The sequence below is a fragment of the Leucobacter komagatae genome (assembly GCF_006716085.1).
Classification (GTDB): Bacteria; Actinomycetota; Actinomycetes; order Actinomycetales; family Microbacteriaceae; genus Leucobacter; species Leucobacter komagatae.
This window is the reverse complement of record NZ_VFON01000001.1, coordinates 183,104-205,526: the sequence shown is the minus strand read 5'-3', so window position 1 is coordinate 205,526 and position 22,423 is coordinate 183,104. Positions and strand designations below refer to the sequence as shown.

The 22,423-nt window shown below is 69.7% G+C and carries 19 protein-coding genes; 8 read left to right on the top strand and 11 right to left on the bottom strand.

What is annotated here, in order from left to right; genetic code table 11:
- Nucleotides 1-63 precede the first annotated feature (63 nt).
- From FB468_RS00920 to FB468_RS00895, 6 genes are read right to left on the bottom strand one after another with little or no spacing between them, the layout of a single operon-like run.
- On the bottom strand, nucleotides 64-1,251 hold the full coding sequence (locus FB468_RS00920; RefSeq protein ID WP_141885696.1) for a saccharopine dehydrogenase family protein: 1,188 nt from the start codon (nucleotides 1,249-1,251) through the stop codon (nucleotides 64-66).
- Entirely contained in the window at nucleotides 1,230-2,729 is a 1,500-nt protein-coding gene (locus FB468_RS00915) for a class I adenylate-forming enzyme family protein (RefSeq protein ID WP_141885695.1), read from the bottom strand. Before FB468_RS00915 ends, FB468_RS00920 begins: the two co-directional genes overlap by 22 nt.
- Before the next feature lie 24 nt (nucleotides 2,730-2,753).
- Nucleotides 2,754-3,548, bottom strand: coding sequence for an ABC transporter permease (locus tag FB468_RS00910; RefSeq protein WP_141885694.1), 795 nt, complete (start codon nucleotides 3,546-3,548; stop codon nucleotides 2,754-2,756).
- Nucleotides 3,545-4,417, bottom strand: a complete 873-nt coding sequence (locus FB468_RS00905) for an ABC transporter permease (RefSeq protein ID WP_141885693.1) — start codon at nucleotides 4,415-4,417, stop codon at nucleotides 3,545-3,547. The genes FB468_RS00910 and FB468_RS00905 overlap by 4 nt, the downstream gene beginning before the upstream one ends.
- Complete coding sequence (locus tag FB468_RS00900; RefSeq protein WP_141885692.1) at nucleotides 4,414-5,457, bottom strand: extracellular solute-binding protein; 1,044 nt, start codon at nucleotides 5,455-5,457, stop codon at nucleotides 4,414-4,416. Before FB468_RS00900 ends, FB468_RS00905 begins: the two co-directional genes overlap by 4 nt.
- On the bottom strand, nucleotides 5,454-6,539 hold the full coding sequence (locus tag FB468_RS00895; RefSeq protein ID WP_141885691.1) for an ABC transporter ATP-binding protein: 1,086 nt from the start codon (nucleotides 6,537-6,539) through the stop codon (nucleotides 5,454-5,456). Before FB468_RS00895 ends, FB468_RS00900 begins: the two co-directional genes overlap by 4 nt.
- A gap of 128 nt (nucleotides 6,540-6,667) precedes the next feature.
- Here FB468_RS00895 and FB468_RS00890 point away from each other — a divergent pair, with 128 nt between their 5' ends.
- Nucleotides 6,668-7,345: a TetR/AcrR family transcriptional regulator gene (locus tag FB468_RS00890; protein ID WP_141885690.1), complete on the top strand. Its 678-nt coding sequence runs from the start codon at nucleotides 6,668-6,670 to the stop codon at nucleotides 7,343-7,345.
- Nucleotides 7,346-7,391: 46 nt separating this feature from the next.
- The gene (locus FB468_RS00885; RefSeq protein ID WP_141885689.1) at nucleotides 7,392-8,693 is read left to right on the top strand and encodes a saccharopine dehydrogenase family protein; all 1,302 of its coding nucleotides are present in this window, start codon (nucleotides 7,392-7,394) and stop codon (nucleotides 8,691-8,693) included.
- Here FB468_RS00885 and FB468_RS00880 read toward each other — a convergent pair.
- Both FB468_RS00880 and FB468_RS00875 read right to left on the bottom strand, forming a co-directional pair.
- Nucleotides 8,647-10,086, bottom strand: a complete 1,440-nt coding sequence (locus FB468_RS00880) for an MFS transporter (protein WP_170219597.1) — start codon at nucleotides 10,084-10,086, stop codon at nucleotides 8,647-8,649. The two genes, FB468_RS00885 and FB468_RS00880, sit on opposite strands and share 47 nt — an antisense overlap.
- A 104-nt stretch (nucleotides 10,087-10,190) precedes the next feature.
- Nucleotides 10,191-11,597, bottom strand: coding sequence for an amidase (locus FB468_RS00875; protein WP_141885687.1), 1,407 nt, complete (start codon nucleotides 11,595-11,597; stop codon nucleotides 10,191-10,193).
- 37 nt (nucleotides 11,598-11,634) lie between these two features.
- Between FB468_RS00875 and FB468_RS00870 the strand changes: the two genes are divergently transcribed.
- Both FB468_RS00870 and FB468_RS00865 read left to right on the top strand, forming a co-directional pair.
- Entirely contained in the window at nucleotides 11,635-12,321 is a 687-nt protein-coding gene (locus FB468_RS00870; RefSeq protein ID WP_141885686.1) for a TetR/AcrR family transcriptional regulator, read from the top strand.
- Complete coding sequence (locus FB468_RS00865; RefSeq protein ID WP_141885685.1) at nucleotides 12,308-13,171, top strand: alpha/beta fold hydrolase; 864 nt, start codon at nucleotides 12,308-12,310, stop codon at nucleotides 13,169-13,171. Before FB468_RS00870 ends, FB468_RS00865 begins: the two co-directional genes overlap by 14 nt.
- Before the next feature lie 12 nt (nucleotides 13,172-13,183).
- Here the strand turns inward: FB468_RS00865 and FB468_RS00860 are convergent, their stop codons facing one another.
- Together FB468_RS00860 and FB468_RS00855 are read right to left on the bottom strand one after the other, a co-directional pair.
- The gene (locus FB468_RS00860) at nucleotides 13,184-14,047 is read right to left on the bottom strand and encodes an SDR family NAD(P)-dependent oxidoreductase (protein ID WP_141885684.1); all 864 of its coding nucleotides are present in this window, start codon (nucleotides 14,045-14,047) and stop codon (nucleotides 13,184-13,186) included.
- A 29-nt stretch (nucleotides 14,048-14,076) separates the two neighbouring features.
- Nucleotides 14,077-15,762 carry an FAD-binding oxidoreductase gene (locus tag FB468_RS00855; RefSeq protein WP_141885683.1) on the bottom strand — a complete coding sequence of 562 codons (1,686 nt, stop codon included), beginning with the start codon at nucleotides 15,760-15,762 and terminating at the stop codon, nucleotides 14,077-14,079.
- A gap of 17 nt (nucleotides 15,763-15,779) precedes the next feature.
- On the opposite strand from FB468_RS00855, the gene FB468_RS00850 reads away from it, so the two are divergent.
- Both FB468_RS00850 and FB468_RS00845 read left to right on the top strand, forming a co-directional pair.
- Nucleotides 15,780-16,424: a TetR/AcrR family transcriptional regulator gene (locus FB468_RS00850; RefSeq protein ID WP_141885682.1), complete on the top strand. Its 645-nt coding sequence runs from the start codon at nucleotides 15,780-15,782 to the stop codon at nucleotides 16,422-16,424.
- Nucleotides 16,425-16,462: 38 nt separating this feature from the next.
- Entirely contained in the window at nucleotides 16,463-18,136 is a 1,674-nt protein-coding gene (locus FB468_RS00845) for a glycerol-3-phosphate dehydrogenase/oxidase (protein ID WP_141885681.1), read from the top strand.
- On the opposite strand, the gene FB468_RS00840 is transcribed toward FB468_RS00845, so the two are convergent.
- Nucleotides 18,110-19,984, bottom strand: a complete 1,875-nt coding sequence (locus tag FB468_RS00840) for a helix-turn-helix domain-containing protein (protein ID WP_170219596.1) — start codon at nucleotides 19,982-19,984, stop codon at nucleotides 18,110-18,112. The two genes, FB468_RS00845 and FB468_RS00840, sit on opposite strands and share 27 nt — an antisense overlap.
- Nucleotides 19,985-20,095: 111 nt before the next feature.
- Here FB468_RS00840 and FB468_RS00835 point away from each other — a divergent pair, with 111 nt between their 5' ends.
- Both FB468_RS00835 and FB468_RS00830 read left to right on the top strand, forming a co-directional pair.
- Nucleotides 20,096-21,229 carry an alcohol dehydrogenase catalytic domain-containing protein gene (locus FB468_RS00835; protein ID WP_141885679.1) on the top strand — a complete coding sequence of 378 codons (1,134 nt, stop codon included), beginning with the start codon at nucleotides 20,096-20,098 and terminating at the stop codon, nucleotides 21,227-21,229.
- Entirely contained in the window at nucleotides 21,226-22,386 is a 1,161-nt protein-coding gene (locus FB468_RS00830; RefSeq protein ID WP_141885678.1) for a thiolase family protein, read from the top strand. The genes FB468_RS00835 and FB468_RS00830 overlap by 4 nt, the downstream gene beginning before the upstream one ends.
- Nucleotides 22,387-22,423: the final 37 nt, after the last annotated feature.

Here is a 22,423-nt window from a genome sequence, read left to right as displayed (position 1 = left end):
CAGGTGCCACGTGCACCCCGAGGTCGCTCAGGGGTGGCGCGGCGTGGACGGCAAGCCCCAGACCTACGCGAGCGCTTCCTCCTCGATGATCACGAGGTCGTCTACCGAAGCAACCGCGGGGGTCGTGACGCGACCGAGCTCGGCGAAGAACCGCTCCGGGTGAATGGCGCGTTCGGGTGGGAGTACGCCCGTCTCAGTGATGTCACCGCGGAGCACGAGGAGCGCGGCGATCGCGGCGGGGTATCCAGTGGAGCCGCCCATTCGGTGCGCGGGCAGCGCCGCCATCCGCACGGCCGTCGCGACCTTGCGCCCGTCTTTCGACCCCTCGGCCATCGCCCAGACGCTGGGCAGCCTGAGCCGCTCCTCGCGGGTCTCGGGTGGGGTGTTGTTCGCCATCCGTTCGACCCCACCAGCGATGGTGAGTTCGCCCGAGTTCACCCGGTCTGCGGTGTCGCGAAGCGCGTCGAAGACCCACTCGGGGCCCGTCATGACGTTGAGCGATTCGCGCACCCCGCCGATGACGGGTGGCAGCGTGATGGGTTCGGGGTGCCCCAGGGTGTGCACGGGTGCCTCCCCGAGCTCGGGGTAGCGCACGACGAGGCGCTCGAGCGGCGGTACGTCGGCGAGTGCGCCGTCGCGCCAGACTCGGATCGTGCCGGTCGCCTGCTCGATCCAGTGGTACATGGCCGCTGAGCCTGGCGGGCGGTGCCCGTCGTAGGCCTCTTCGAATTCGACGGAGGCCCCCGAGAGCGACCACGAGGTGAGGAGCCTGTCGACGGATTCGTACCCGCGCGCGGCGAGCACGGCGAGGAGGTTGGTGATGCCCGGGCTCAGGCCCGCGCCGATGATAGCCGTGACCCCGGCGGCTCGCGCGTGGTGGTCGAGCGCAAGGAATAACTCCGTCGCTTCCCAGTCGTCGCAGATGTCGACGTACGGCACGCCGTTCTCGATCGCGGCGGTGAGGATCGGGAGCCCGAAGCGGTTGAAGGGCCCGAGCGCGTTGAGCACGAGGTCAGACTCGGCCAGTGCTAGGTCAAGCTGCGCCCGGTCGGTGGCGTCGAGGCGCACCATGCTCCCCCGGTCGCCGAGCTCGGCGGCGAGGAGTTCGGCCCGGGTCGTGTCGACGTCGCCGATGGTTACGCTCTGCACTTCCGGAAAGGTGCCGAGGAGCCGCACGGCGTGCCTGCCGATCTGGCCGACACCACCGATGACAAGTACGCGGCCGCCACTCACGAGCGCACCCCCTGCCATGCCTCGGTCGCGAGCGTCACGAGGCGCTGCTTATCGATCTTTCCGGTGGCCCCCTGAGGGAGTGCGTCCATGGTGATGACCTCTCTTGGGTATTTGAATGCTGCGAGGCGTTCGCTGCTGAACGCGATGAGCGCGGCGGCGTCGATGCCGTCTGGGCCCGCGACGACGAAAGCGACGACCTCCTCGCCGTGGTGCGGGTCTGGCCTACCGACGACAGCGGCGTCGATGACGGCGTCGTGGAGGCGCAGCACCTCCTCCACTTCGCGGGGGTAGACGTTGAAGCCGCCGCGAATGATGAGCTCTTTCGCCCGGCCGACGATGTAGACGTAGCCGTCGTCGTCGATCCAGGCGAGGTCGCCCGTGTGCATCCAACCGTCGCACAGCGTCTCACGCGTCGCCTCGGGGGCGTCGAGGTAGCCCTTCATGACGTTGTGGCCGCGCATGACGAGCTCGCCGACGTGCTCGGGGCCGAGTGGCAGCTGCGTCTCGGAGGCGTCAACGACCGCGAGTTCGATACCCCACAGCGGCCGGCCGATCGACCCTTCACGGAACGGGTAGGGCCCACCGTTGACCGTTCCCGATGAGCACGTCTCCGTCATGCCGTAGCCCTCAAGGTAGGTGATTCCGGGGAACAAGCCGTCGAGGGCGCGGATCGTCTCGCTCGGCATCGGCGCACCCCCGCTCACCGCGATCCGTGCGCGCGAGAGGTCGCGGCCGGCGCGGTCGCCGGTGACCATCGCGTGGTACATGGTCGGCACGCCAATGAGCACGGAAACACCGTGGTGCTCGATCGCGTCGAAGACCGCGGCCGTCGAGTAGGCGTCCATGAGGTAAATCGCTTGCGCGCGCAGCGTCGCCGAGTGCAGGATCCCGGAGAGCCCGTACACGTGGAAGAGCGGGAGAACACCGAGCGTCACGTCTTCCGAGGTGATACCGAACTCGTCACCCTCGAGGAGCGCGGTGAGGAAGAGCTGCTGGTGCCCGAGCTCTGCGCCCTTCGGGCGGCCCGTCGTGCCGCTCGTGAAGATGACGAGCGCGGTGTCGTCGCCGTCGACGAGGGCGGCGGGGGTTGTCTCGTCGCAGGTGGCCTCCTCGGCGAGGAGCGCGCCGAGGTTGAGCCGCACGACCGAGGTGGGCAGTTCGACCGCGTCTTCGTCTTCGACGACCGCGAAGCGCACCCCGGCCTCCTCAGAGATGACGTCGACCTCACGTGCGCTCAGGCCGGGGTTCACGGGCACGACGACGGCACCGAGCCTAAGTAGGCCGTAGTAGTAGGGAACGAAGTCGATGCGGTTCGGGAGCCGCAGGATGACGCGGTCACCGAGCCTGATCCCGTGCCGAGCCAGCACCGTTGCGGCGTGGCCGGCACGTGCCTCCATCTCCGCGAAGGTGTGGCGCGTCTCGCTGGTGACAAGGAACGCGTTGGTCGGGTTGCGCCGCGCCGAGTTGCTGAGCATTGACGAGAGGTTGAATTGCATGAGAGCTCTTTCGAAGTGGCTGAGTTAGTTGCTGGCGCCGACAACCGACAGCAGTCGGCGCTTGAGCACGGCGGCGGCGATGAGGCCGGCCGCAATCGTTGCGACGATGAGCAGCGTCGAGATCGCGGTGATCGTCGGGTCGATCTGGTTGCGCAGCGTGGTGAACATCTTGACCGGCACCGTCGTGTTGGCACCCGCGATGAACGACGAGATGACGACCTCGTCGAAGCTCACGATGAACGCGAACAGCCACGCGACCGCGAGGTGCGGCAGCAGGGTCGGAAGCAGCACGCGCAGCAGCACGGTCGGGCGGTTCGCCCCGAGGCTCGCGGCCGCCTGCTCGATGCGCGGGTCGACCGCGCCCACGGCGTTCACCATGATCATGAGCACGAACGGCAGCGCGACCGTCGCATGGGCAATGATCAGGCCCGGCAGGGTTCCGATGATCCCGATCGCTGCCCACAGCAGGTAGATCGCGACCGAGAGCACGATCGTCGGCACGACCATCGGGCCCATGGAGAGCGAGCGCAGCGCGTTCGACAGGCGGCCCGGCCTGCGCGCGACGGTGTGCGCGAGCAGCGTGCCGGCGATGACCGCGAGCAGGCTCGAGCTGAGGGCGACGACGGCCGAGGTGCGCAGCGCCTCGAGCCACGACTCGTCAGTAAAGAGCCGCTCGTACCACTGCAGGGAGAACCCCTGCGGCGGGAACGAGACGCCCGTGCCCGCCGAAAACGACATCGGCACGACGATTGCGACGGGCGCAACGAGCCAGACGAGCACGAGCACCGACCAGAGGGCGAGACCGAAGCGGGCGATCATTTGGTCCTCCGGGTGACGAGTTTGGCGAGCAGCCCGATGAGGCCAGCCCCCACGAGCAGCACGATCGAGATCGCGGCGGCGAGTGCCCAGTCGGGCGACGTGTTGATGAGCCCGGAGAGCACCGTCGGCAGCATCTGCACGCGGCCACCGCCGAGGATGGCGGGGGTGATGTAAAACCCGAAGCCGAGCACGAACACGAGGAACGACGTCGCGACGAGCGTGGGCACGGTCTGCGGGAAGAAGACCCGCCAGAACGCTTGCGTCGGTGAGGCGCCGAGGCTGCGGGCCGCCTGGCCGAGACGCGGGTCAATGCCGCTCATGGTTGCGATGAGGGGCAGGATCAGGAACGGTGCGAGGAGGTTGACCGTGCCGATGAGCACCCCCACGTCGGTGTAGAGAAGCGACAGCGGTTCGGTAATGAGCCCGAGCTTCAAGAGCGCCGAGTTGATGACACCCTCCTTGCCGAGCAGCACCGTCCAGCTGTAGGTGCGCACGAGGATACTCACCCAGAACGGCAGCACGACCGCAACGATTGCGATGATCCTTCCGCGGGAGCCGAGCCTGCTGATCCAGAGCGCGAGCGGGTACCCGGCAAGGATCGAGAAGAGGGCGGTGAGCCCGGCGATTCGCGCCGTGTTGCCGATGACCTCAAGGTAGATGCTGCGGGTAAAGAAGCGCTCGTAGGCGCCCAGCGTGAACCCCGAAGCGTCCGTGAAGCTCTGCGGAATGAGCAGCGCGAGTGGCGCGACGAACCCGACGAGGAGCAGCAGGAACACCGGGGTGATGAAGGCGAGCCGCTCCCCGCGGCCCGCCCGGCCGGTACGAGACCGGCCAGAGGGGGCGCGCGTGGGAATGAGGGTTGTGGTCATCCGAGCTTCTCGAGTTTGAAGGCGGCCCAGCGCTCGCCGACCTCCGCTGCGTTGTCAGCCCACCACTGGTAGTCGTAGGTCGCCTGTGTGTCGGCGAACTCGGGAGCGGCCGGCATTTCGGCGACGATCTCGGGGCTGAGCTTGCTCATGAGGTCGGGGCTCGGGCCCGCGATCGGCAGGAGCTCTGCAGACACGGCCTGGTTCTCGACCTTGCTCATTTCGTGGAGCAGCTGGTTCGCCTGCTTCACGTGCTTCGCGCCCTTCGGAATCACGAAGAACGACATCTCGCGCACGGCGTTGTCGTAGCTCACCTGGAAGCCGTCGGCGACACGCACGTTGTCCCACGTCGCGGCGTAGACCGCCTCGTTTGATTCGAGCATCTGCGGCGTCTGCGACGCGGCCTCCCAGAGCAGCAGGTCGTCGGCGACGGTCTCGAGGAACGCGAGGGCCCGGTCGACGTCAAGCGGGTACAGGTCCTCTGGCTTCACGCCGTCGGCGAGCAGCGCGATGGGCAGGGCGTAGGTGGAGTACGCGGGGATCGCGCGCTTACCCGGCTGCCTGTCGGTATCGAAGAACTCGGCCCAGGTCGTCACGGGCTTCGCGTCAGCACGGGCCCCCATGTAGAGGGCGAACGTCTGGTAGCCGAAGGCGTACTCGAGCTTCGACTCGGGGTTCATCGGGTCGGGGTCGATGTCGTCCCAGTCGAGCTTTTCGATGAGGTCGCGTTCGATCGCCATCTGCACGCTCGCCCCGCCAAGCTCGAGCAGGTCGGCGGTGACGTTGCCCGACTTCACCATCGCCTCGAGCTTGCCGAGGTCGGTCGGCGTCTCTTGCACGAGTTTCACGCCGGTTGCCTTGGTGAAGGGCACCCCGTACGCCTCCTTGATGGATTCGCCGCTCGTGCCGCCCGACTCGACCATCGTGATCGAAGCGGGTACGTCGCCGTCCCCTCCCCCGCCCGAGCCCGGAGAGCTGCAGCCGACGGCGGTGAGGGCGAGTGTCGCGGCGAGGCCGAGGCCCGCGATTCGGGTGAGTTTCATTGGTTTCCTCCTGCTGGGGTGGGGTCGAGAAGCCACACTGCTTCTGGCGGCCACGTAAGTACGACGTGTTCGCCGCGTCCGATGGGTGGGTGGTCTGGTCGTGAGAGCGCGACCCACTCGTGGCCGGACTCAAGCGCGAGGTGGTAGCGGGTCACGCCGCCGAGGTAGATCGCATCACGAATGCTCGCGGCGATCCCATCCCCCGCGGCAGCAAAGGCGCCCGCCGCCGGGTCGACGCGGATCGCCTCGGGTCGGATCGTCGCGATCGCTTCGCTTCCTGCGAAGGCGGGTTCACCGCACTCAAAGCTCAGGGCACCGTCAGTGAATCGTGCGCTCCCGCCTGTGCGGTCGATGGTGCCCCGCACCTCGTTCGAGGTGCCGAGGAAGTTTGCGACGAATGATGACACGGGCCGCGCGTAGAGCTCGTCGGGCGTGCCGATCTGCTCGATCCTGCCGTTGTTCACGATCGCGATCCGGTCTGAGAGCGTGAGCGCTTCCTCCTGGTCGTGGGTGACCATGACCGTCGTGATACCGAGTGAGCGCTGGAGCTCGCGAAGCTCGACCTGCACCTCCTGCCGCAGTTTTCGGTCGAGCGCGCCGAGCGGTTCGTCGAGCAGCAGAACTGTCGGGTTGATCACGATTGCGCGGGCGAGCGCGACGCGCTGCTGCTGGCCGCCCGAGAGCGCCTGGACGCGCCGGCCGCCGTAGCCTTCGAGCCGCACCATCGCGAGCGCCCGCTCGACCTCTGCGTCGATGACCTCGCGCTTCTCGCCGCGCACTTTCAGCCCGAACGCGACGTTGTGGGCGACCGACATCGTCGGGAAGAGCGCGTAGTTCTGAAAGACGAGGCCCATCTTTCGCTGGTGGGTCGGAAGCGCGGTGATGTCACGCCCACCAACCTCGATGCGGCCTGAGCTCGGCTCCATGAGGCCGGAGACAACGCCGAGCAGCGTCGACTTGCCCGAACCGCTCGGGCCAAGCACGGTGAGAAACTCACGCGCGTGAACCTCGAGGTTCACGCTGTGCAGGGCTTGGACCTGGCCGTAGCTCACGCTCACGTTTCGCACGTCAATTGCGCTCATCGGTGCCTTTTCCTTCGTCGTTGAGGGATTTTGCTTGCCTGACTTAACGTTCATTCAGGCGTGTCAGCTATGATTACTTACACCCGGGCGCCGTGTCAAGCGCGTCGCCCCGAGCGGATCGGATTGCAATGACCAGCACCCAAACGAGAGCGAACACCACACGCTCCGCAGCCGAAGCGTCCCACCCCCCGGGAGGCGCCACCCCAGACTTCACGCGCGAACGCATCGTGCGCGCGGCTGGCAAGCTGTTCTCCGAGCAGGGCTACGCCGCCACCTCGGTGAAGCAGATCGCAACCGCGGTGCAGGTCTCGGCCCCCGCGCTGTACTGGCACTTCGAGTCGAAGGGCGACCTGCTGCACGCCGTCATCCACAGCACACTCACGCGCTTCCTCGCCGCGGCCACCGAGGCGATCAGTGGCGCAGGCGACGACCCGCGGGATCAGCTCGCCGCCCTCGTGCGGATGTATGTGAGCACGCAGGTCAACGAGGTCGATGACGTCACGGCCTACTCGTCGCTCTACGCCCCCGGCCACCTGTTCAAGAACCTCTCGCCTGCCGCCCACGATGAGCTCAAGGCGCTCGAGGTCGAGGTCTTCAATACGATCCGCGAACCGATCCGCGCAGGCATCGCGTCGGGGGTGTTCGACGCGCCGAGTGCGACCGTGGCGACCCACGCGATCGTCGGCATTATCGAGAACCTCCCCGGCTGGGCCGGCCAGCTGAGCACGCCCGACGACGAGCGCCTCATCGAGACCCATTGGCGCATCGTGGAGCGCATCGTCGGAGCCCGGCCGGCGGGCGCGTAGCGCCGCCCTGTTGACACGGGTGCAGGGTCACCCCTAGCCTGCCTGAATGAACGTTAAGTCAGGATCGGGCGCAACGACGCACCCCACGCCAACCCCAAGCCCACTCCCCGCAACCCCGCCCGCGCGAGCGCGCCGCGTCGTCGTGCTCGGGGCCGCGGGCGCGATGGGTCGAGCCGCCGTCGCCTCGCTCGCGGCGATGCCCGAGTTCACGGAGATCATCGCCGCCGACCTCGACGGCGCCGCGGCCTCGCGGGTCGCCGAGGTCGCGCCCCACGTTCGGGGCGTCGCACTCAACGTGCTCACCGACGACCTTGACGCGGCGCTCGACGGGGCCTGGGGCGTGCTCAGCGCGCTCGGCCCGTTCACCACCTTTGGCGAGCTCACACTCACCGCAGCGATCGCCGCGGGCTGCCACTACGTCGACATCAACGATGACTGGGAGCCGACCCTCACCGCGCTCGAACACAGCGAGGCCGCGGCCGCGGCAGGCGTCACTGCGCTTATCGGGATGGGCGCGAGCCCCGGCGTCTCAAACCTGCTCGCCGCCCGCGCAGCGCGCGAGCTCGACGAGCCCCGCGAGCTGCTCACGGGCTGGCCGATCGGCACGCTCGACGCCCCGGCTCCCGGCGGGCCGCCGAACGCGGCAACGATGCACTTCATCCACCAGACCACGGGCACGGTGCGCGTACACAGAGACGGCGAGGCGCGGCTCGTCGCGCCGCTGCAGCAGCGCACGGTTCCCTACCCCGGGTACGGGCCTCTCGAGGCCCGGCTCATCGGCCACCCCGAGCCCGTGACGCTCCCGCGCACGTTCCCGGGCCTGAGCGTGAGCGAAAACCTCGGGATCGGCCCCGGGTGGGTGTTCGACGCGATCCGGGCGGTCGCTGCCCGAGTCGACAGCGGCGAGATGACGCAGGAGGACGCGGCGCGCGCGGTTGAGGCGGGTTTCGAGAAGCCCGCGGACGCCGCCCCGTATGTGCGGCGGTCACGCCGGGCCCCGGGCCTCTGGGCGTGGGCAAGCGGGCTCCGGGCGGGCATCGAGACGCACGTCTCGGCCGAGCTCACCCGGTTTCCCGACGGAGGCATGGCGGGCGCGACGGCTATCCCCGCCGCGCTCGGGCTGCAGCTCATCGCGCGCGGAAGCGTGAAGGCCCGGGGCGTCGTGACCCCAGAGGAGGCCGTCGACCCGGGCGAGTTCTTCGCGCTCTTCGAACCCTTCTGCGTCAATCCAGCGCTCTCGGACGATGCGGCGCCGTTCCTGCTCGTGGCGTCGGAGCCTTCGGCAACCGGAACCGCTGGCACTACGCCGTTCCTCGGCCGCGGGGAAGCAGAAGCGCTGCCGCAATAACCCCCGCAACGGCGAGCCCCGCGGCGACCAGGAAGCCGGCTCGGAATGACGAGAATTCGGGTATCCCTGCGGCGCCCGAAAGCATCGAAGCGACGATCTGCGTGGCAAATGCGCCGCCAATCGCGCGGGCAATGGTGATGAGCGCGGTCGAGACGCCGACCTCATGCTCGCTCGCGCCTACAGCCGCGGCCGAGTATACGACGGTCGACGCCGCCGCCGCACCCAGACCAGCAAGCACGAGCGAGCCAACGACGAGACCCGGCGACGCTCCGACCGCTCCGAGCAACGCCCCTGCGGCAAGCAGCAGCATCGCAACGGCCCCGAGGATTTGAGCGGAAGCCCGCGCCGCAAGCCTCCCGGCAAGCACCGATGCGACCACGCCCGCCACGTAGGCCGCGGTGAGAAAATATCCAGTCTCGGTCGCGGTTGCGCCGAGCCCGTAGCCGCTCTCGACGGGTTGGCCGATGAGCTGCGGGATCAGGAAAACAAGCGGAGCGTACCCCGCGCCGATGGCGATGCCGACAGCCACCGCTCCGCCGACCGAGCGTGAGCGCAGTGTGGTCACGTCAACCATCGGCTCCGCGACACGCGATTCGATCCACACCCACAGCGCGATCAGGAGCGACGCAGCGACGAGGTACCCGAGCGTGACGGGCGATGCCCACCCGAGTGCCGACGTGCTCGATAGGGCGACCACGAGCACAAGAAGCGCGGCGGCAAACACGCCGGCCCCGAGCCAATCCACACGAGTCGGGCCTGCACCCCCGCTCACCGAGCGAGGGGCGGGCCGCACTGCCCTTGCGCTTCCGCGCTCAGCCGCATAGTACGCAGCCCCGCCAAGCGCGACGAGCCCGGTCGGCACCGCGTACAGCACGGCGCGCGAGGAAGAGTCAATGATCGGCCCGGCGATGAGCACGCCGAGCCCGGCCCCGGCGATGCTCATTGAGACCAACACGCCCGACGCGGTCTTCACCTGTTCAGCGTTGAACAGCCGTCGAAGCGCCACGAACCCGACGGGAATGATGCCGAGCGCGAACCCTTGGAGCGCCTGGCCGGCGATGAACCACGGAAAGGTCGGGCCGAAGGCCGAGATCAGGCCACCGGAGATCACAATGCCGACGAGCCAAGCGAGGGTCTTGTTTGCGCCATACACGTCGGCGAGCCGCCCCGCAAGCGGCGTAACGATGACCGTAATCACCGTTGGCACGACGCTCGCGAGCGCGCCCGTCGCCGCCTCGACACCAAAGTCGCGCTGCAACTGCGGCAGCACGGGCAGCACAAACCCTTCAAGCGACGCAGCTGCGAGCACGATGAGGGCAAGGCCAGTGAGCGCCAGGGTGCGTCCCGCACCGCTTGAACCTCGCGAGCTGGGGGTGGGGCGTGAATCACTCAAGGTGGTGTGTGCGACTTCGTTGTCGGCTGGAGGGTGCATGTGCGTCCTTGCGTCGTTGAGTGGTGAATGATGGAGAATCTGTGGGCGGATCGGGCCCGGGTTGCTTACGGCAGCCCGATGGGCCGTCGCCACCGCCAGGGCACCGCGGCTTCGAGCTGAGCGCTGACCGCGAACAGCAGGCTGTCCATGCCCCACTTCGCTGTGAGGGTGACACCGATTGGTACCCCGCCGTCGGTCCAGCCGAGCGGCAAGCTAATGGCAGGGAAGCCCGTGGCGTTCGCGAGCACCGTGTTGCCCGTGAACGCCGTCATCGCTGCGAGCTCTGCGGCAGGGTCGTGGTCGTTGCGGAGCGAGCCCACGACCGCCGGCAGCTGCGTAATCGTTGGCTGCACCACAATGTCGGCGGCGCCGAACCGGCCTGCCCAAGCCCCTGCCGCGGCTTGCACCCGCATGAGCGCCGCTCCGAGAGTTGCACTGTCGGTCTTCGCCGCACGCTCGCGAAGGTGGCGAACGATGGGGCGAAGCATGACTTCCTTGCCAGCTGGCACAGGTTTTGCCCCGGCCAGTGCACTGAACAGCGCGGTGAACGCGTCGACGAATTCGAGGTCGGTTGGCTGCGTCATAGCAGTGACGCTGTGACCAAGGCTTGCAAGCTGGCGGCCCGTTTCTTCGCAGGCCGCGGCGACGAGCGGGTCGACGTCACCGCCCGACACGGATTCTGTGGCGACGGCGATGCGCAGCCCGCCCGGCTGGTCGTCGCACGCGGCAAGAAACCCTCCACGCACGGCCGGATGAACGGTGCCGACGGGTGGCGCGCTCGCCAACACGTCAAGCAGCGCGGCAGTATCGCGAACGGTCAGCCCGATCGGGCCCTTCGTTGAGAGCCCGAAGCCGTCTGAGCCGGCAAGGCCGCCCGTCAACAGCCCGCGACTGGGTTTGAGCCCCACCACGCCGCAGGCACTCGCGGGCGACCGCAGCGACCCTGCAGTATCGCTGCCCTGCGCGACGGGAACGATTCGGGCAGCAACCGCAGCGGCCGCCCCGCCGCTTGAGCCTGCTGCCGAGCGCTCGAGCGCGTGTGGCGACCGACTCGGGGCCGCCACCTCGGGCTCGGTGTAGCAGGCAGCGCCGAACTCTGGGACGGTGGTCTTACCAATCCAGACGAGCCCGGCATCGTCGATAGCTCTCACGACGGTGTCATCGAAGTCAGGGATCCAGTCTCGGTAGCTGGCCGAACCCAACGTCGTCAGCACGCCAGCGGTCGGTTCGAGGTCTTTGATCGCAGTGGGCACGCCTGTGAGTGGGCCGCCATCGCCCGCGTCAACAATGCGCTGCGCCGCGCGTGCCGCACCGTGAGCGCGCGAGTGCGCGAGCGTCGTGAACGCGCCGACGACCGGCTCGAGCTGCTCAGCGCGACTGATCGCAAGGTCGGTCATCTCCTCGACACCGAGCTCGCGGCGCCGAAACGCCGCGGCGAGTTCTAACCCCGTGAGTTCTTCAAGCGGATTCATGATTCCTTTTCGTTACGCGTAACGGTATTGTGGGATCATGGTAGCCCATTCCTCCTCCGGCGCAAGACCGGGTCGCCCGCCAGCAGTCTCCATCGCCGAAATTCACGCCACAGCTGCCCGCATCGCCGACGACGCCGGCCTCGAAGCCGTGTCATTCCGCACACTCGGCGAAGCGCTCAACGTGTCAGCAATGTCGATCCACCGCGCAACCGGCGGCATCGACGCACTCAGGCACGCCCTCATCGCCGAGCTCGTCGAAGAGGCGGTTTCGGCGACAGCGTGGCCAGAACACGACTGGATCGCAACCGTTGAGACGTTCGCCTTCGGCCTCCGCGACCTGCTCATGCGGCACCCCCTTGTGCTCGAAGCTCACCGCAAAGCCGCCCTCGATACGCCCGGGGCCAACGACGTCGCTCATCGTGTGGTCGCCGCACTCCGTCAGGGCGGGCTCTCCGCGGAGGAGGCGGCGTACGGCTACGCGGCGGTGCACGACTTTGTGACGGGCCACGTCGCGATCAGGCTCGGCAGGGGCGAGCTTGAACTCCTCATGGTTGACCCTCGGCACCGCGAGGTCTCGGTGTTTGCCGAGCACCACGACAGCGAACGCCGATTCGCCACCGGCCTCGGCTTCATCCTCGCCGGCCTTGCCGGCTCGGGCCGCTCTCAGGCGCCCCACACCAGCACACCGCGCAGCGCCAACGGAGGCACGCATGCAGACAGATAGTACGTGGGCCCCACCCACACGCACCCTCACCCGTGGAACCCGTACCGTGGCGTTCACCGAGTTTGGCGACCCCGCGGGCTCCCCCGTTATCGCCGCGCACGGTTCCCCCGGCTCACGGTTTCAGCTGCTCCCGCTACACGCATCACTGTTCGCCGCAGGGCTCCGCCTCATCGCGCTCGACAGGCCCGGAGTCGGCTCAACTTCCCCTGCGCTCACGTCGGGTGGCTTCGGCGGCGACTGTACCGATGATGCGCTCGCCGTTCTCGACGAACTCGGCATCACGACAGCGGTCGCACTCGGGTTTTCCGGGGGCGCGGGCTACGCGCTCGAACTCGCTCGCAGCGCGCCCGCGCGGATTTCTCGCGTCGTGCTCGCGTGCGGCGCCGTCCCCGGGGCGCCGCGGCAGGCGACACGCGGTCGAATTCGGATCGTGGCAATCCTCTACGCAATCGCGCGGATTGCGCCGGGACTCGCTACGGCAATGCTCGACGGGCGCGGGCCGTTCCGCACCACCCGCGCGGCAAACGTCGACGCCTGGCCCGCCGCGGACAGGGCAGTGATGGCCGATGCCGACGTGCAGGCGGTTCTCTCGCACGACAGAGAAGCGAGCGCGGCGCAGGGCGCGCGCCCCGCAGTCGAAGATCTGCGGCTCACCCGAACACGCTTCCCGCTCGCCGACGTACGGCAGCCCGTGACACTGCTGCACGGCACGGTCGATGGGAACGTGCCGATTGACGTCGCCCGCTGGGCTGCGGCCAAGCTCACCGACGCGACGCTCACCGAGTTTCCCGACCTCGGACACTACTTCGCGGTGTCACGGCCGGACGCGGTCGTCGCCGCATTGCGCTAGCGCGCCGGCGCGCTAGTCAGTGCGGCCGGTGAAGCGATCCATCGACGAGTAGACCTTGAACACGCGGTCGCCGAGCACGTCCCAGACCCTGGTCGGCAGGATGCCGCGCATCGCCATCGCGAGCTTCACCGTCCAGGGCCGCAGCACCATCGGGGTGCCCTTGAGCATCCCGGTCCACGCCGCCTGCACGGCCTGCTGCGGGCGCATGATGGGAGTGAGCAGCGGCCCCCGCGCACCGGCAAACATGCCGGTCGAGATGTAGCTCGGGCAGAACGTCGTGACAGCGACGTGCGCGTTGTCGGTTCGCGTGAGCTCGAGCCTGAGCGACTCGCTCCAGCCGATCATCGCCCACTTCGACGAGGCGTAGACGCTCATGCGGGGGTTCGCGAGCGTGCCCGCGGCCGAGGCGATGTTCAAGATGCGCTTCGGCCGCGTCCGATCCGCGATCATCGCGGGGAGAAACTCGCGCGCGATCCACATCGGCGCGAGCGCGTTGACGCGCATCGTGAGCTCGATGTCGCGCTCGGCGTCGTGTTCCCAGAACAGTGCGCCGCGCACGATGCCAGCGTTGTTGACGACGACGTCGGGGTCGCCGAGCTCGTCACGCACGAGGGCGGCGGCTTCGGCCACGGCCTCGCGATCCGACACGTCCACGACGTAGACGCGCACCTCGGGCGCCGCCGAGCGACCGCGCGCGCTCGCGAGCTCCGTCGCGAGCGCCTCGGCCCGTTCAGCGTCGAGGTCCCACAGCGCGATCTTCGCGGCGCCCTCGCGCGCGGCGCGGCGCGCGTACAGCTCCCCCATGCCGCGGGCGGCGCCCGTGATGAGCACTGTCGCTCCCGGGATAACTCGCGGTCGCGTCGTTGCGTTTGCCATGGTGTCTCGCTCTCTCTCGCCTCGGCGAGTCAGATCAGCTTTCCGGGGTTCATGATGCCCGTCGGGTCGAGCTCGCGCTTCACGGCGCGGAGGATGCGCACGCCCTGTTCCCCGATCTCGGCGGGCAACTGCGCGGCGTGCTCGGTTCCGACGGCGTGGTGGTGGGTGATGGTCGCGCCCGAGGCGACGATCGCCTCGTTCGCGGCCCGCTTCACGCGCTCGTACTGCGCGATCGGGTCGGCCTCGGCCCTCGCGATGAACGTGTAATAGAGCGACGCTCCGGTGCGGTACAGGTGCGACACGTGCCCCTGCACGGCGCTCGGGGCGTCGCCGCCCGGCCCAGACGCGAGCGCCCCGCGGATCGCCGTCGCGACCGCCTCGTGGGTTGCCGCGAGGTTCGTCCACGTCGCGGCGGTCTCAAGCGTGTCGACGAGCACGCCGATCGTGAGCAGCTCATCGCGGAGGCGGGGCGAGCTGAACCGGCCACGATCCCACGCTGCGGCCGGCGCGCTCGTCGCGGAGACGGCGCCGTGCGCGCGGAGGATGCGCCGCGCCCGCTTGAACCTGTCCTTGGGCTCCGAGCCCGACCCTTCCCACACGCCGAGAAGCAGCGCGGGGGTTTCGATGCCGCGCGAGCGCAGCCAGCGCCTGAGCAGCTCGACCGGGCGGCCGCCGCTCTGCGCGAGCGTGAGCTCGGTCTCTTCCTCATCGCTCAGGCGGCAGACGTCGGGGGCGTCGCCGGCCGCGCCGTCTTGCGCGAGCGCACGGATCGCCTCGGCGCCCGCCTCAAACGAGGGGAACGCCCACGCTCCATAGGCTTTCGCGGTGGGCTTCCGCGTAATCGCGACGGTCATCTCGGTGATCACGCCGAGCGTGCCCTCGCTGCCGATCACGACGTGGCGCAGGTCGGGGCCGGCCGCCGAGGCGGGAGCGTGCCCGCCGAGGGCGAGCGGGCCGGTGGGCGTTTCGAGCCGGATCGCGGTGATGAGCTCTGCGATCGCGCCGTAGCCGGTCGAGGCCTGCCCCGCCGAACGCGTCGCGGCGTACCCGCCGAGGGTGGCCTGCTGGTGCGATTGCGGGATGTGCCCGAGCGTGTAGCCCCGCTCGGCGAGCGCGCGCTCGAGCTCGGGCCCGCGCACTCCCGCCTCAAACGTCGCGGTGCGGTCGCGCTCGTTGAGGTCGAGGAGCGCGCTCAGCCCGGTGAGGTCGAGTGCGATGACCGCGTGGTGGTCGCCCGCGAGCGGCGTCACTCCCCCGACGACACTTGACCCGCCGCCGAACGGCACGACGGCGACGCCGTGCGCGACGCACGCGGCGAGCACGGCCGGAATCTCGGCGCGAGTGCCCGGGCGCACGACGGCGTCGGGCAGCGCGAGCGGCGTTCCGGCTCGCTGCCAGAGGAGGTCAGGCGTGTGCTTGCCAGCGGCGTGAGCGACGCGAGTCGCGGGGTCCTGCGCGACGGCACCGGCTGGAACCGCTGCGGCGAGCGCGGCAAGCGCCTCACCCGAGAGCGCTGGCGGGGTGAGGTCGCTCTCTCCCGGCGGTTCGGCGGGCGGGGTGTCGAGCACCCCGGGGCGGCGGGCGGCTGCGGCGTCGACCCCGAGGCGCTCGGCGAGGACGGCGAGGGTGCCGTCGCTCAGCGCCCCGCCGGGGGTTGGGGGCGCCCAGCCCCACCACGGCGATACGGGAACGCTCTCGGTAATATCAGCAGCCATACGTTACAGTGTGACACATGAGCGCACATAGTCACAGGAGTTCTTCGGTCATCGCGCGTGACGAGGCGATCCTCGACGCCGTTTCCGCAGGGCTTCGCCGCTACGGGCCCCGCAAGCTCACCGCTCAGGACGTCGCCGACGCGGCCGGGATCTCGCGCATGACGCTGTACCGCGCGATGGGCAGCATGGACAACGCGATCCTGCTCGCGCTCACCCGCGAGTTTGGGCGCGCCGTAGCGACCCTGCGGGCCGCCCTCCCGCCGCTCGACGTCAGCACCGGGGCGACCCGGCTCGCGACGTTCCTGGGGGCGGCCGCGCGCTCGTTCGTCGATTCCGAGCTCATCGCCTCCGTGCTTGCGCAGCAGCCGGATCTCATCGAGCCGTACCTCAGCGGCAGGCTGGGCCGCAGCCAGGAGCTCGTGCTCGACGCGATCGAGGAGCTGCGGCGGGAGGGCCTCGCCGACTGCTCGATCTCGGAGCCCGCGCCGTCGAGCCTCACCCTGCTGCTGCTCGTGCGCGGTGTCGCCCTCGGCGCCCCGCTCCTCTCGGGCGAGGCCTTCGCGCGCAGCACGAGCGAGCTCACGGGCCTCGCGCTCGCCGCGCTCGGCGCGGGCCTCCCAGAGCCCGTGGACCCGCCAACCTCACCTGCCACGATCGCGTAAACAACCGGTCGGGTGCGCCCGGCCAGAAACGGGGCGACATGTTCGACGCACTCCCAGGAGACCTGAACCGGGCACGTCGCGCCAGCGCGCTCGCGCACATCACCGAGCACGAGGTTGACGTGCTCGTTATCGGCGGCGGGGTCACCGGCGCGGGCGTCGCCCTCGACGCCGCAACGCGGGGGCTCTCGGTCGCGCTCGTTGAGGCGCGCGACCTGGCGAGCGGCACGAGCGGGTTCAGTTCCAAGCTCGTGCACGGGGGCCTGCGCTACCTCGCACAGGGCGACGTTGGGCTCGCGTGGGAGTCCGCCGTCGAGCGCGAGGCGCTCATGCGCAGGATCGCGCCGCACCTCGTTCGCCCTCGCGCGTTCCTCGTGCCGAGGTTCGCGCACGGCCCCGAGCAGTCGGCCCCGCGCGGCCCGCTCGACGGCTGGCTCGGCGACGCGCTCACGGAAACCGGGGTGCGCATCGCCGACGGCCTGCGTTCCCTGAGCGGCATGCCCGCGCGGGTGCTCCCGCGGCCGAAGCGGGTGAGCGCGCGCGAGGCGCGACTCCTTGCGCCAACGCTTCGCGAGCGCGGGCTTCGGGGCGGCCTGGTGTACTGGGACGGCACCGTGGAGGACGACGCCCGCCTCGTCGTTGCGCTCGCGCGCACCGCAGCGCGCCACGGCGCCCGCGTCGTCACTGGGCAGCGGGTGGTGCGCGCAACCGATCGCGAGGCCTGGCTTGCGGATGGCACGCGGCTCCGCGCACGCGCGGTCGTCAACGCGACCGGGGTGTGGGCGGGCGATCTCGCTCCGGGCGTCGACCTCGCCCCGAGCAGGGGGACGCACCTCGTGTTTCGCGCGTCGGTGTTTGGTGACCCGCGCGCCGTCGTCACGGCCCCCGTGCCCGGTCACTTCGGCAGGTACGTGTTCGTGCTGCCACAGGAGAACGGGCTCTGCTACCTCGGGCTCACTGACGAGCCTGCGCCAGGCGCCGACGGCTACGAGCCGGGCGTGCCCGAGGGCGACATCGACTTCCTGCTGCGCACCGCGAGCGAGTCGCTCGCCGTGCCGCTCACCCGCGCCGACGTGCTCGGCGCGTTCTCGGGGCTCAGACCCCTCATCCGGGCCGTCCCGCGCGGGCACGGCGCCGAGCGGCCATCGGCCGCGGTATCGCGCCAGCACCTGGTGCTCGATACCCCCGGCGCCCCGATCACGGTGACGGGCGGCAAGCTCACCGTGTACCGCCGCATGGCCGAAGACGCGGTCGACGCCGCCGTGCGGAGGTTCGGGGAGGATCCGCGGCACCGGCCGGCAGTCACCAAGCGTGTGCCGCTCTTGGGCTCACCGGGAACCGAGCCGGGGGCCCGGGCCGCGGTGTCGGCCCGCGAGCGCCCTTCACCGGGTGCGGCAGGGACCGCGTCGGCTCGGGTCGCCGCCGCACGCTGGCCGGGCGCCGACCCTGACCGCGAGGTCGCCCGCAGGCTCGCCCGTGTCTACGGCTGGGAGGCCGAGCGCGTGGCAGATCTCGCGGCGGCAGACCCGGAGCTCGCAGAGGAGGTCGCGCCCGGCGCAGGGGTCACGCTCGCCGAGCTGGCCTTCGGAATTCTCGCGGAGGGCGCGGACACCGCCGCAGACCTCCTCGAGCGTCGCACCAGGCTCGCTCTCGACCCCGAGCTCGCGCGCGCCACCGAGGCGGCGGCGTCAGCGCTCGTCGACCGACTCGCGTAGGCGATGGAGCTGCAGCGCGAGAAAGATCATCGAGCTGCGCCTCGCCGACTGCCAGTCGTCGCCGAGCAGCGCCCCCACCCGTTCAAGGCGCTGGCGTAGCGTGTTCGGGTGCACGTGGAGCAGCTGCGCGGTGCGCGCCTGGTGGCGGTCGCTCCCGAAGAACACCCACAGCGTCTCGACGAGCTCAGTTCCTCGCGCGGCATCGTAGTCGAGCACGGGCGCGAGCTCTACTGCCACGATCGAGCGCACCTGCGCCGGGCTCGCCGATGTCATGAGCATGCCAACGGTGCCGAGTTCAGCACTCGTCGCCGCCTGCCCAACAAGCTCGAGTGCGATCATCGCGGAGAGCGTTGCAGCGGCCGCGCGATGCGCGTCGCTGAGCGACCCCACGAGCTCGGCCGCGCGCTCGACGCCGACAGTCGCCGCGATCTGCTTCCGCGCGAGCGCCTGCACGAGCTGCTCACCGACGTTGTCAGCGCGCAGCACGACCGCGTGGCCCGCGTACTCCGCGACGACCCCCGTCCCCCCAAGATGCGCGCGCAGCGCGTCGGCGACGAGCGCCGCGCTGTTGTCGGCCGCGACAACATGCACGTGGACTTCGTCGCCGGGGGCGAGCCCGAATCGCGCGGCGCGCTGCAGCGCGACCGGTTCGAAGCTGGCCTCGGGCAGCAGGAGGGAGTGGACGAGCTCACTTTGCGCCTTCACGCTCTCCTCGCGACTGCTCTCGTCCATGAGCCGCATGACGCTGAGCATCACCCCGGAACGGCGCAGCACCCGCTCCGCGTCATCCGTGGCCTCCCCCGAGACGAGGATCCCGCCAAGACTGCGCGCGGCTGCCCCAACCGAGAGCAGCGAGAGCCGCTCGCCCGCCGCGTCGGCCAGTACCTCGACATCCCCGCTCAACCTGGCGCGGGTGAGCGCCTTCTCGACCGCGGCCTCGCCGAGGGGTAGCGGGCCGTCCCCGCGGAGCGGTCGGCCGATGTCGTCGAGCAGCCAGATGCCGCCGCCGCGCTGCTCGCGCAAGATCGTCAGCAGCCGCCCGTACGGGTCGTCGCTCACGGCGCAGTCCACGAGGGCGCGCTCGAACTCCTGTTCGTTCGCGAGCCGGCTCCGTTCGACCTCCAAGCGCCCCTGAAAGCGGTCGCGCTCAGCCAACGCGGCCTTCATGTCGCCAATCAGCCGCGCGTTCGAGAGCGCGACGCAGGCGAGGGCGCTCATCGACTCGACAAGCCACACCTCCTCAGCCGTGTACCGCCGCTGATAGCGCTCGGCAACGAGCAGCGCTCCGAGCAGCACGCCGTCGCGGAGTAGGGGCGCGCCCATGATCGATCGGACGCCCTCGAGCTCGACGGTCTGGTCGATCTCAGCGACGTGGATGATGTCGGGGTCACCGATGTAGTCGAGCGCCTGAGCCGACCCCGTTCCCGCCGCAATCTTTCCAAGCACGCCCGAGCCGAGCTCCATTCGAATGTTGCGGTACGCCTCGGTTGCCACGCCATCGGTCGTGTGCACAAAGGTTTCGCGAGCGTCATAGTCGTTCAGGCTGATGTACGCCATGTCGCTCCCAAGCAGCATGCGTGTGCGTCGAACGATTGCCTGCAGCATCGCGTCGAAGTCAGTGATCGCGACGAGGTCGGTCGTGGTTTCGAGCAGCACCCGCAGCAGGCTCTCACGCCGCCTACCCCGCACGAGGTTCGCATCGATGCGCCGCAGCAGCTCCGCTTCCCCGGGCGTGAGCGCTCGAGCGACGGAAGCGGCGTCGAGCTCGCGCTCGAAGAGTTCGCCCGGTCCGTTCGATTCGAGCGCGGTGAGTACCGCGAGAAGCGGCGACGAATCAGCATCGATCATGTGGCAAGCATACACATCCAAGATTCCATCATGGCAACCAGCCACATAGCGAGAAACTCGCCCCGCTGGCATGCTGAATTGCACCCACGGCAACATACGAAGAGGTAACACGTGAAGATCACAGGCGCGGTTCTCGAGACCTGCGACGCAGAGCGGCCGTTCTCTGGCAGCCTGCCCATCACCGTCGGCGAGCTCGAGCTCGGCACCCCGGGCCCCTCGCAGATCCTCGTGCGGATCGAAGCCGCGGGCGTGTGCCACTCGGACCTCTCCGTCGTCGATGGGAACCGTCGCCGCCCAACCCCGATGCTCCTCGGGCACGAGGCCGCCGGCATCGTTGAGGCGCTCGGCGACGGCGTGGAGGGGTACGGCATCGGCGATCGCGTCGTACTCACGTTCCTCCCCCGCTGCGGCGAGTGCGACGGCTGCGCATCGGGCGGCAAGCTACCGTGCGCGCCCGGCACCGAGTCGAACAACGCCGGAACGCTCTTCGACGGCAGCGTAAAACTCGCCCGCGAGGGTGAGCCCGTGTTCCACCACCTCGGCGTCTCTGGCTTCGCGACCCACGCCGTCGTCGACGTCCGCTCCGTGGTGCGTGTGCCGCACGACGTGCCTCCCGAGATCGCGGCGCTGCTCGGCTGCGCGGTACTCACCGGGGGCGGCGCAGTGCTGAACGAGGGGCAGCTTGCAGCGGGCGACGCGACCGTCGTCGTTGGGCTCGGCGGGGTGGGCATGGCCGCCCTCATCACCGCGGTCGCGCTCGGGCTCGGCCCCGTCTACGGCGTCGACCTCTCGCCAGAGAAGCGCGCGCTCGCGCGGGAGCTTGGGGCCGCTGGAGCCTACTCCCCCGAGGAGGCCGTTGCCGAGGGGGTGCGCGCCGCGTGCGTCATCGAGGCCGCGGGGCACCCGCAGGCGCTTGAGACGGCGATCAGCCTCACCGCGGCGGGCGGCCGCACCATCTCGGTTGGGCTGCCACACCCCGACGCGCGCATCTCGCTAACGCCGCTCGGGCTCGTTGCTGAGGCCCGCACGGTCTCGGGTTGCTACCTCGGATCAGCAATTCCCGAGCGCGACATTCCGATCTTCGCCGACCTGTGGCGCGCGGGCCGACTACCGCTCGAACGGCTCGTCTCCTCGTACATCGAACTCACCGACCTCAACGTGGCAATGGACCTGCTCGCTGAGGGCAAGGCGCTGCGGCAAATTATCCGATTCCCCGAGACGCCCCAGAACGGAGCAGCAGCATGAGTGACGCCCGCACACCCGTCATCGTCTCCGCCGTACGCACCCCGATTGGGCGCCGCGCGGGCGCCCTCGCTGGGCACGAAGCCTCGGAGCTCGGCGGGCTCGTGATCGCTGAGGCCGTGCGCCGCGCCCAGCTGTATCCCGCAGACATCACCGACGTGATCTTTGGAAATACCCTGTCTCACCAGGGCAACGTTGCCCGGGTTGCGGCGCTGCACGCCGGCCTCGGCGAGACTGTGCCCGGCGTGACAGTCGACCGGCAGTGCGGCTCAGGTATCAACACGGTCGCCCTCGCAGCCCAGGGCGTCGTGGCAGAGGGCGGCGTGTTCGTCGCGGGCGGCGCCGAAAGCATGTCGCGCGAACCGTTTCTCCTTGAGCGCAGCCAGCGCCCCTTCCCCGCCTCGCCCCCGAGCTTCCTGCGGCGCGAACTCGCCCCTCGCGAGGCGGGCGACCCGCCGATGGGGATCACGGCCGAGAACATTGCCCGAGCGTACGGCGTGACACGAGACGAGCAAGACCGTTTCGCGCTCGAAAGCCAGAAGCGCATGGCCGCGGCCGTCGCACGCAACGCGTTCGATGAGCACCTCATCGCGGTGCCCCTCGCAGACGGCACGCTCTTCACGCGCGACGAGCACCCGCGCCCGGATACGACAGCTGAGGGCCTCGCGCGGCTGAAGCCAGTGTTCGAAGCGAACGGCACGGTGACCGCGGGCAACGCTTCAGGCATCAACGACGGCGCAGCAGCGACGGTCGTCATGAGCCTCGCTGATGCGACGGCCCGCGGGCTCGCCCCGCTCGCCCGCATCACTGGGTGGGCGGTCGCGGGCGTCGACCCGAACCTCATGGGGCTCGGCCCCGTACCCGCAACGCGCCGACTGCTTGAGCGCACCGGAATGACGATCGACGACTTCGATCTCGTCGAGCTCAACGAGGCGTTCGCCGTGCAGGCGATAGCCTGCTCAAGCGAGCTCGGGATCGACCCCGAGAAGCTCAACGTTGTGGGCGGCGCGATCGCCCACGGCCACCCGATCGCCGCCACCGGCACGATGCTCATCGCAAAGCTCATCACCGAGCTGCGCCATCGCGGCCTGCGGCGCGGTCTCGTCACCGCATGCATCGGTGGCGGCCAGGGCATCGCGCTGTCACTCGAGTGCGACTAGCGCGCCGCAACAGCCCCCATCCCCCGTTTCAACATCA

What these genes read in the sequence shown, in the direction of transcription:
- FB468_RS00890 (WP_141885690.1), top strand. Translation starts at nt 6,668, where the DNA reads ATGACCAGCACCCAAACGAGAGCGAACACCACACGCTCCGCAGCCGAA.
- FB468_RS00850 (WP_141885682.1), top strand. Translation starts at nt 15,780, where the DNA reads ATGAGCGCACATAGTCACAGGAGTTCTTCGGTCATCGCGCGTGACGAG.
- FB468_RS00830 (WP_141885678.1), top strand. Translation starts at nt 21,226, where the DNA reads ATGAGTGACGCCCGCACACCCGTCATCGTCTCCGCCGTACGCACCCCG.
- FB468_RS00915 (WP_141885695.1), bottom strand. Translation starts at nt 2,729, where the DNA reads ATGCAATTCAACCTCTCGTCAATGCTCAGCAACTCGGCGCGGCGCAAC.
- FB468_RS00865 (WP_141885685.1), top strand. Translation starts at nt 12,308, where the DNA reads ATGCAGACAGATAGTACGTGGGCCCCACCCACACGCACCCTCACCCGT.
- FB468_RS00905 (WP_141885693.1), bottom strand. Translation starts at nt 4,417, where the DNA reads ATGACCACAACCCTCATTCCCACGCGCGCCCCCTCTGGCCGGTCTCGT.
- FB468_RS00910 (WP_141885694.1), bottom strand. Translation starts at nt 3,548, where the DNA reads ATGATCGCCCGCTTCGGTCTCGCCCTCTGGTCGGTGCTCGTGCTCGTC.
- FB468_RS00885 (WP_141885689.1), top strand. Translation starts at nt 7,392, where the DNA reads ATGAACGTTAAGTCAGGATCGGGCGCAACGACGCACCCCACGCCAACC.
- FB468_RS00900 (WP_141885692.1), bottom strand. Translation starts at nt 5,457, where the DNA reads ATGAAACTCACCCGAATCGCGGGCCTCGGCCTCGCCGCGACACTCGCC.
- FB468_RS00920 (WP_141885696.1), bottom strand. Translation starts at nt 1,251, where the DNA reads ATGGCAGGGGGTGCGCTCGTGAGTGGCGGCCGCGTACTTGTCATCGGT.
- FB468_RS00855 (WP_141885683.1), bottom strand. Translation starts at nt 15,762, where the DNA reads ATGGCTGCTGATATTACCGAGAGCGTTCCCGTATCGCCGTGGTGGGGC.
- FB468_RS00840 (WP_170219596.1), bottom strand. Translation starts at nt 19,984, where the DNA reads ATGATCGATGCTGATTCGTCGCCGCTTCTCGCGGTACTCACCGCGCTC.
- FB468_RS00895 (WP_141885691.1), bottom strand. Translation starts at nt 6,539, where the DNA reads ATGAGCGCAATTGACGTGCGAAACGTGAGCGTGAGCTACGGCCAGGTC.
- FB468_RS00845 (WP_141885681.1), top strand. Translation starts at nt 16,463, where the DNA reads ATGTTCGACGCACTCCCAGGAGACCTGAACCGGGCACGTCGCGCCAGC.
- FB468_RS00875 (WP_141885687.1), bottom strand. Translation starts at nt 11,597, where the DNA reads ATGAATCCGCTTGAAGAACTCACGGGGTTAGAACTCGCCGCGGCGTTT.
- FB468_RS00870 (WP_141885686.1), top strand. Translation starts at nt 11,635, where the DNA reads ATGGTAGCCCATTCCTCCTCCGGCGCAAGACCGGGTCGCCCGCCAGCA.
- FB468_RS00860 (WP_141885684.1), bottom strand. Translation starts at nt 14,047, where the DNA reads ATGGCAAACGCAACGACGCGACCGCGAGTTATCCCGGGAGCGACAGTG.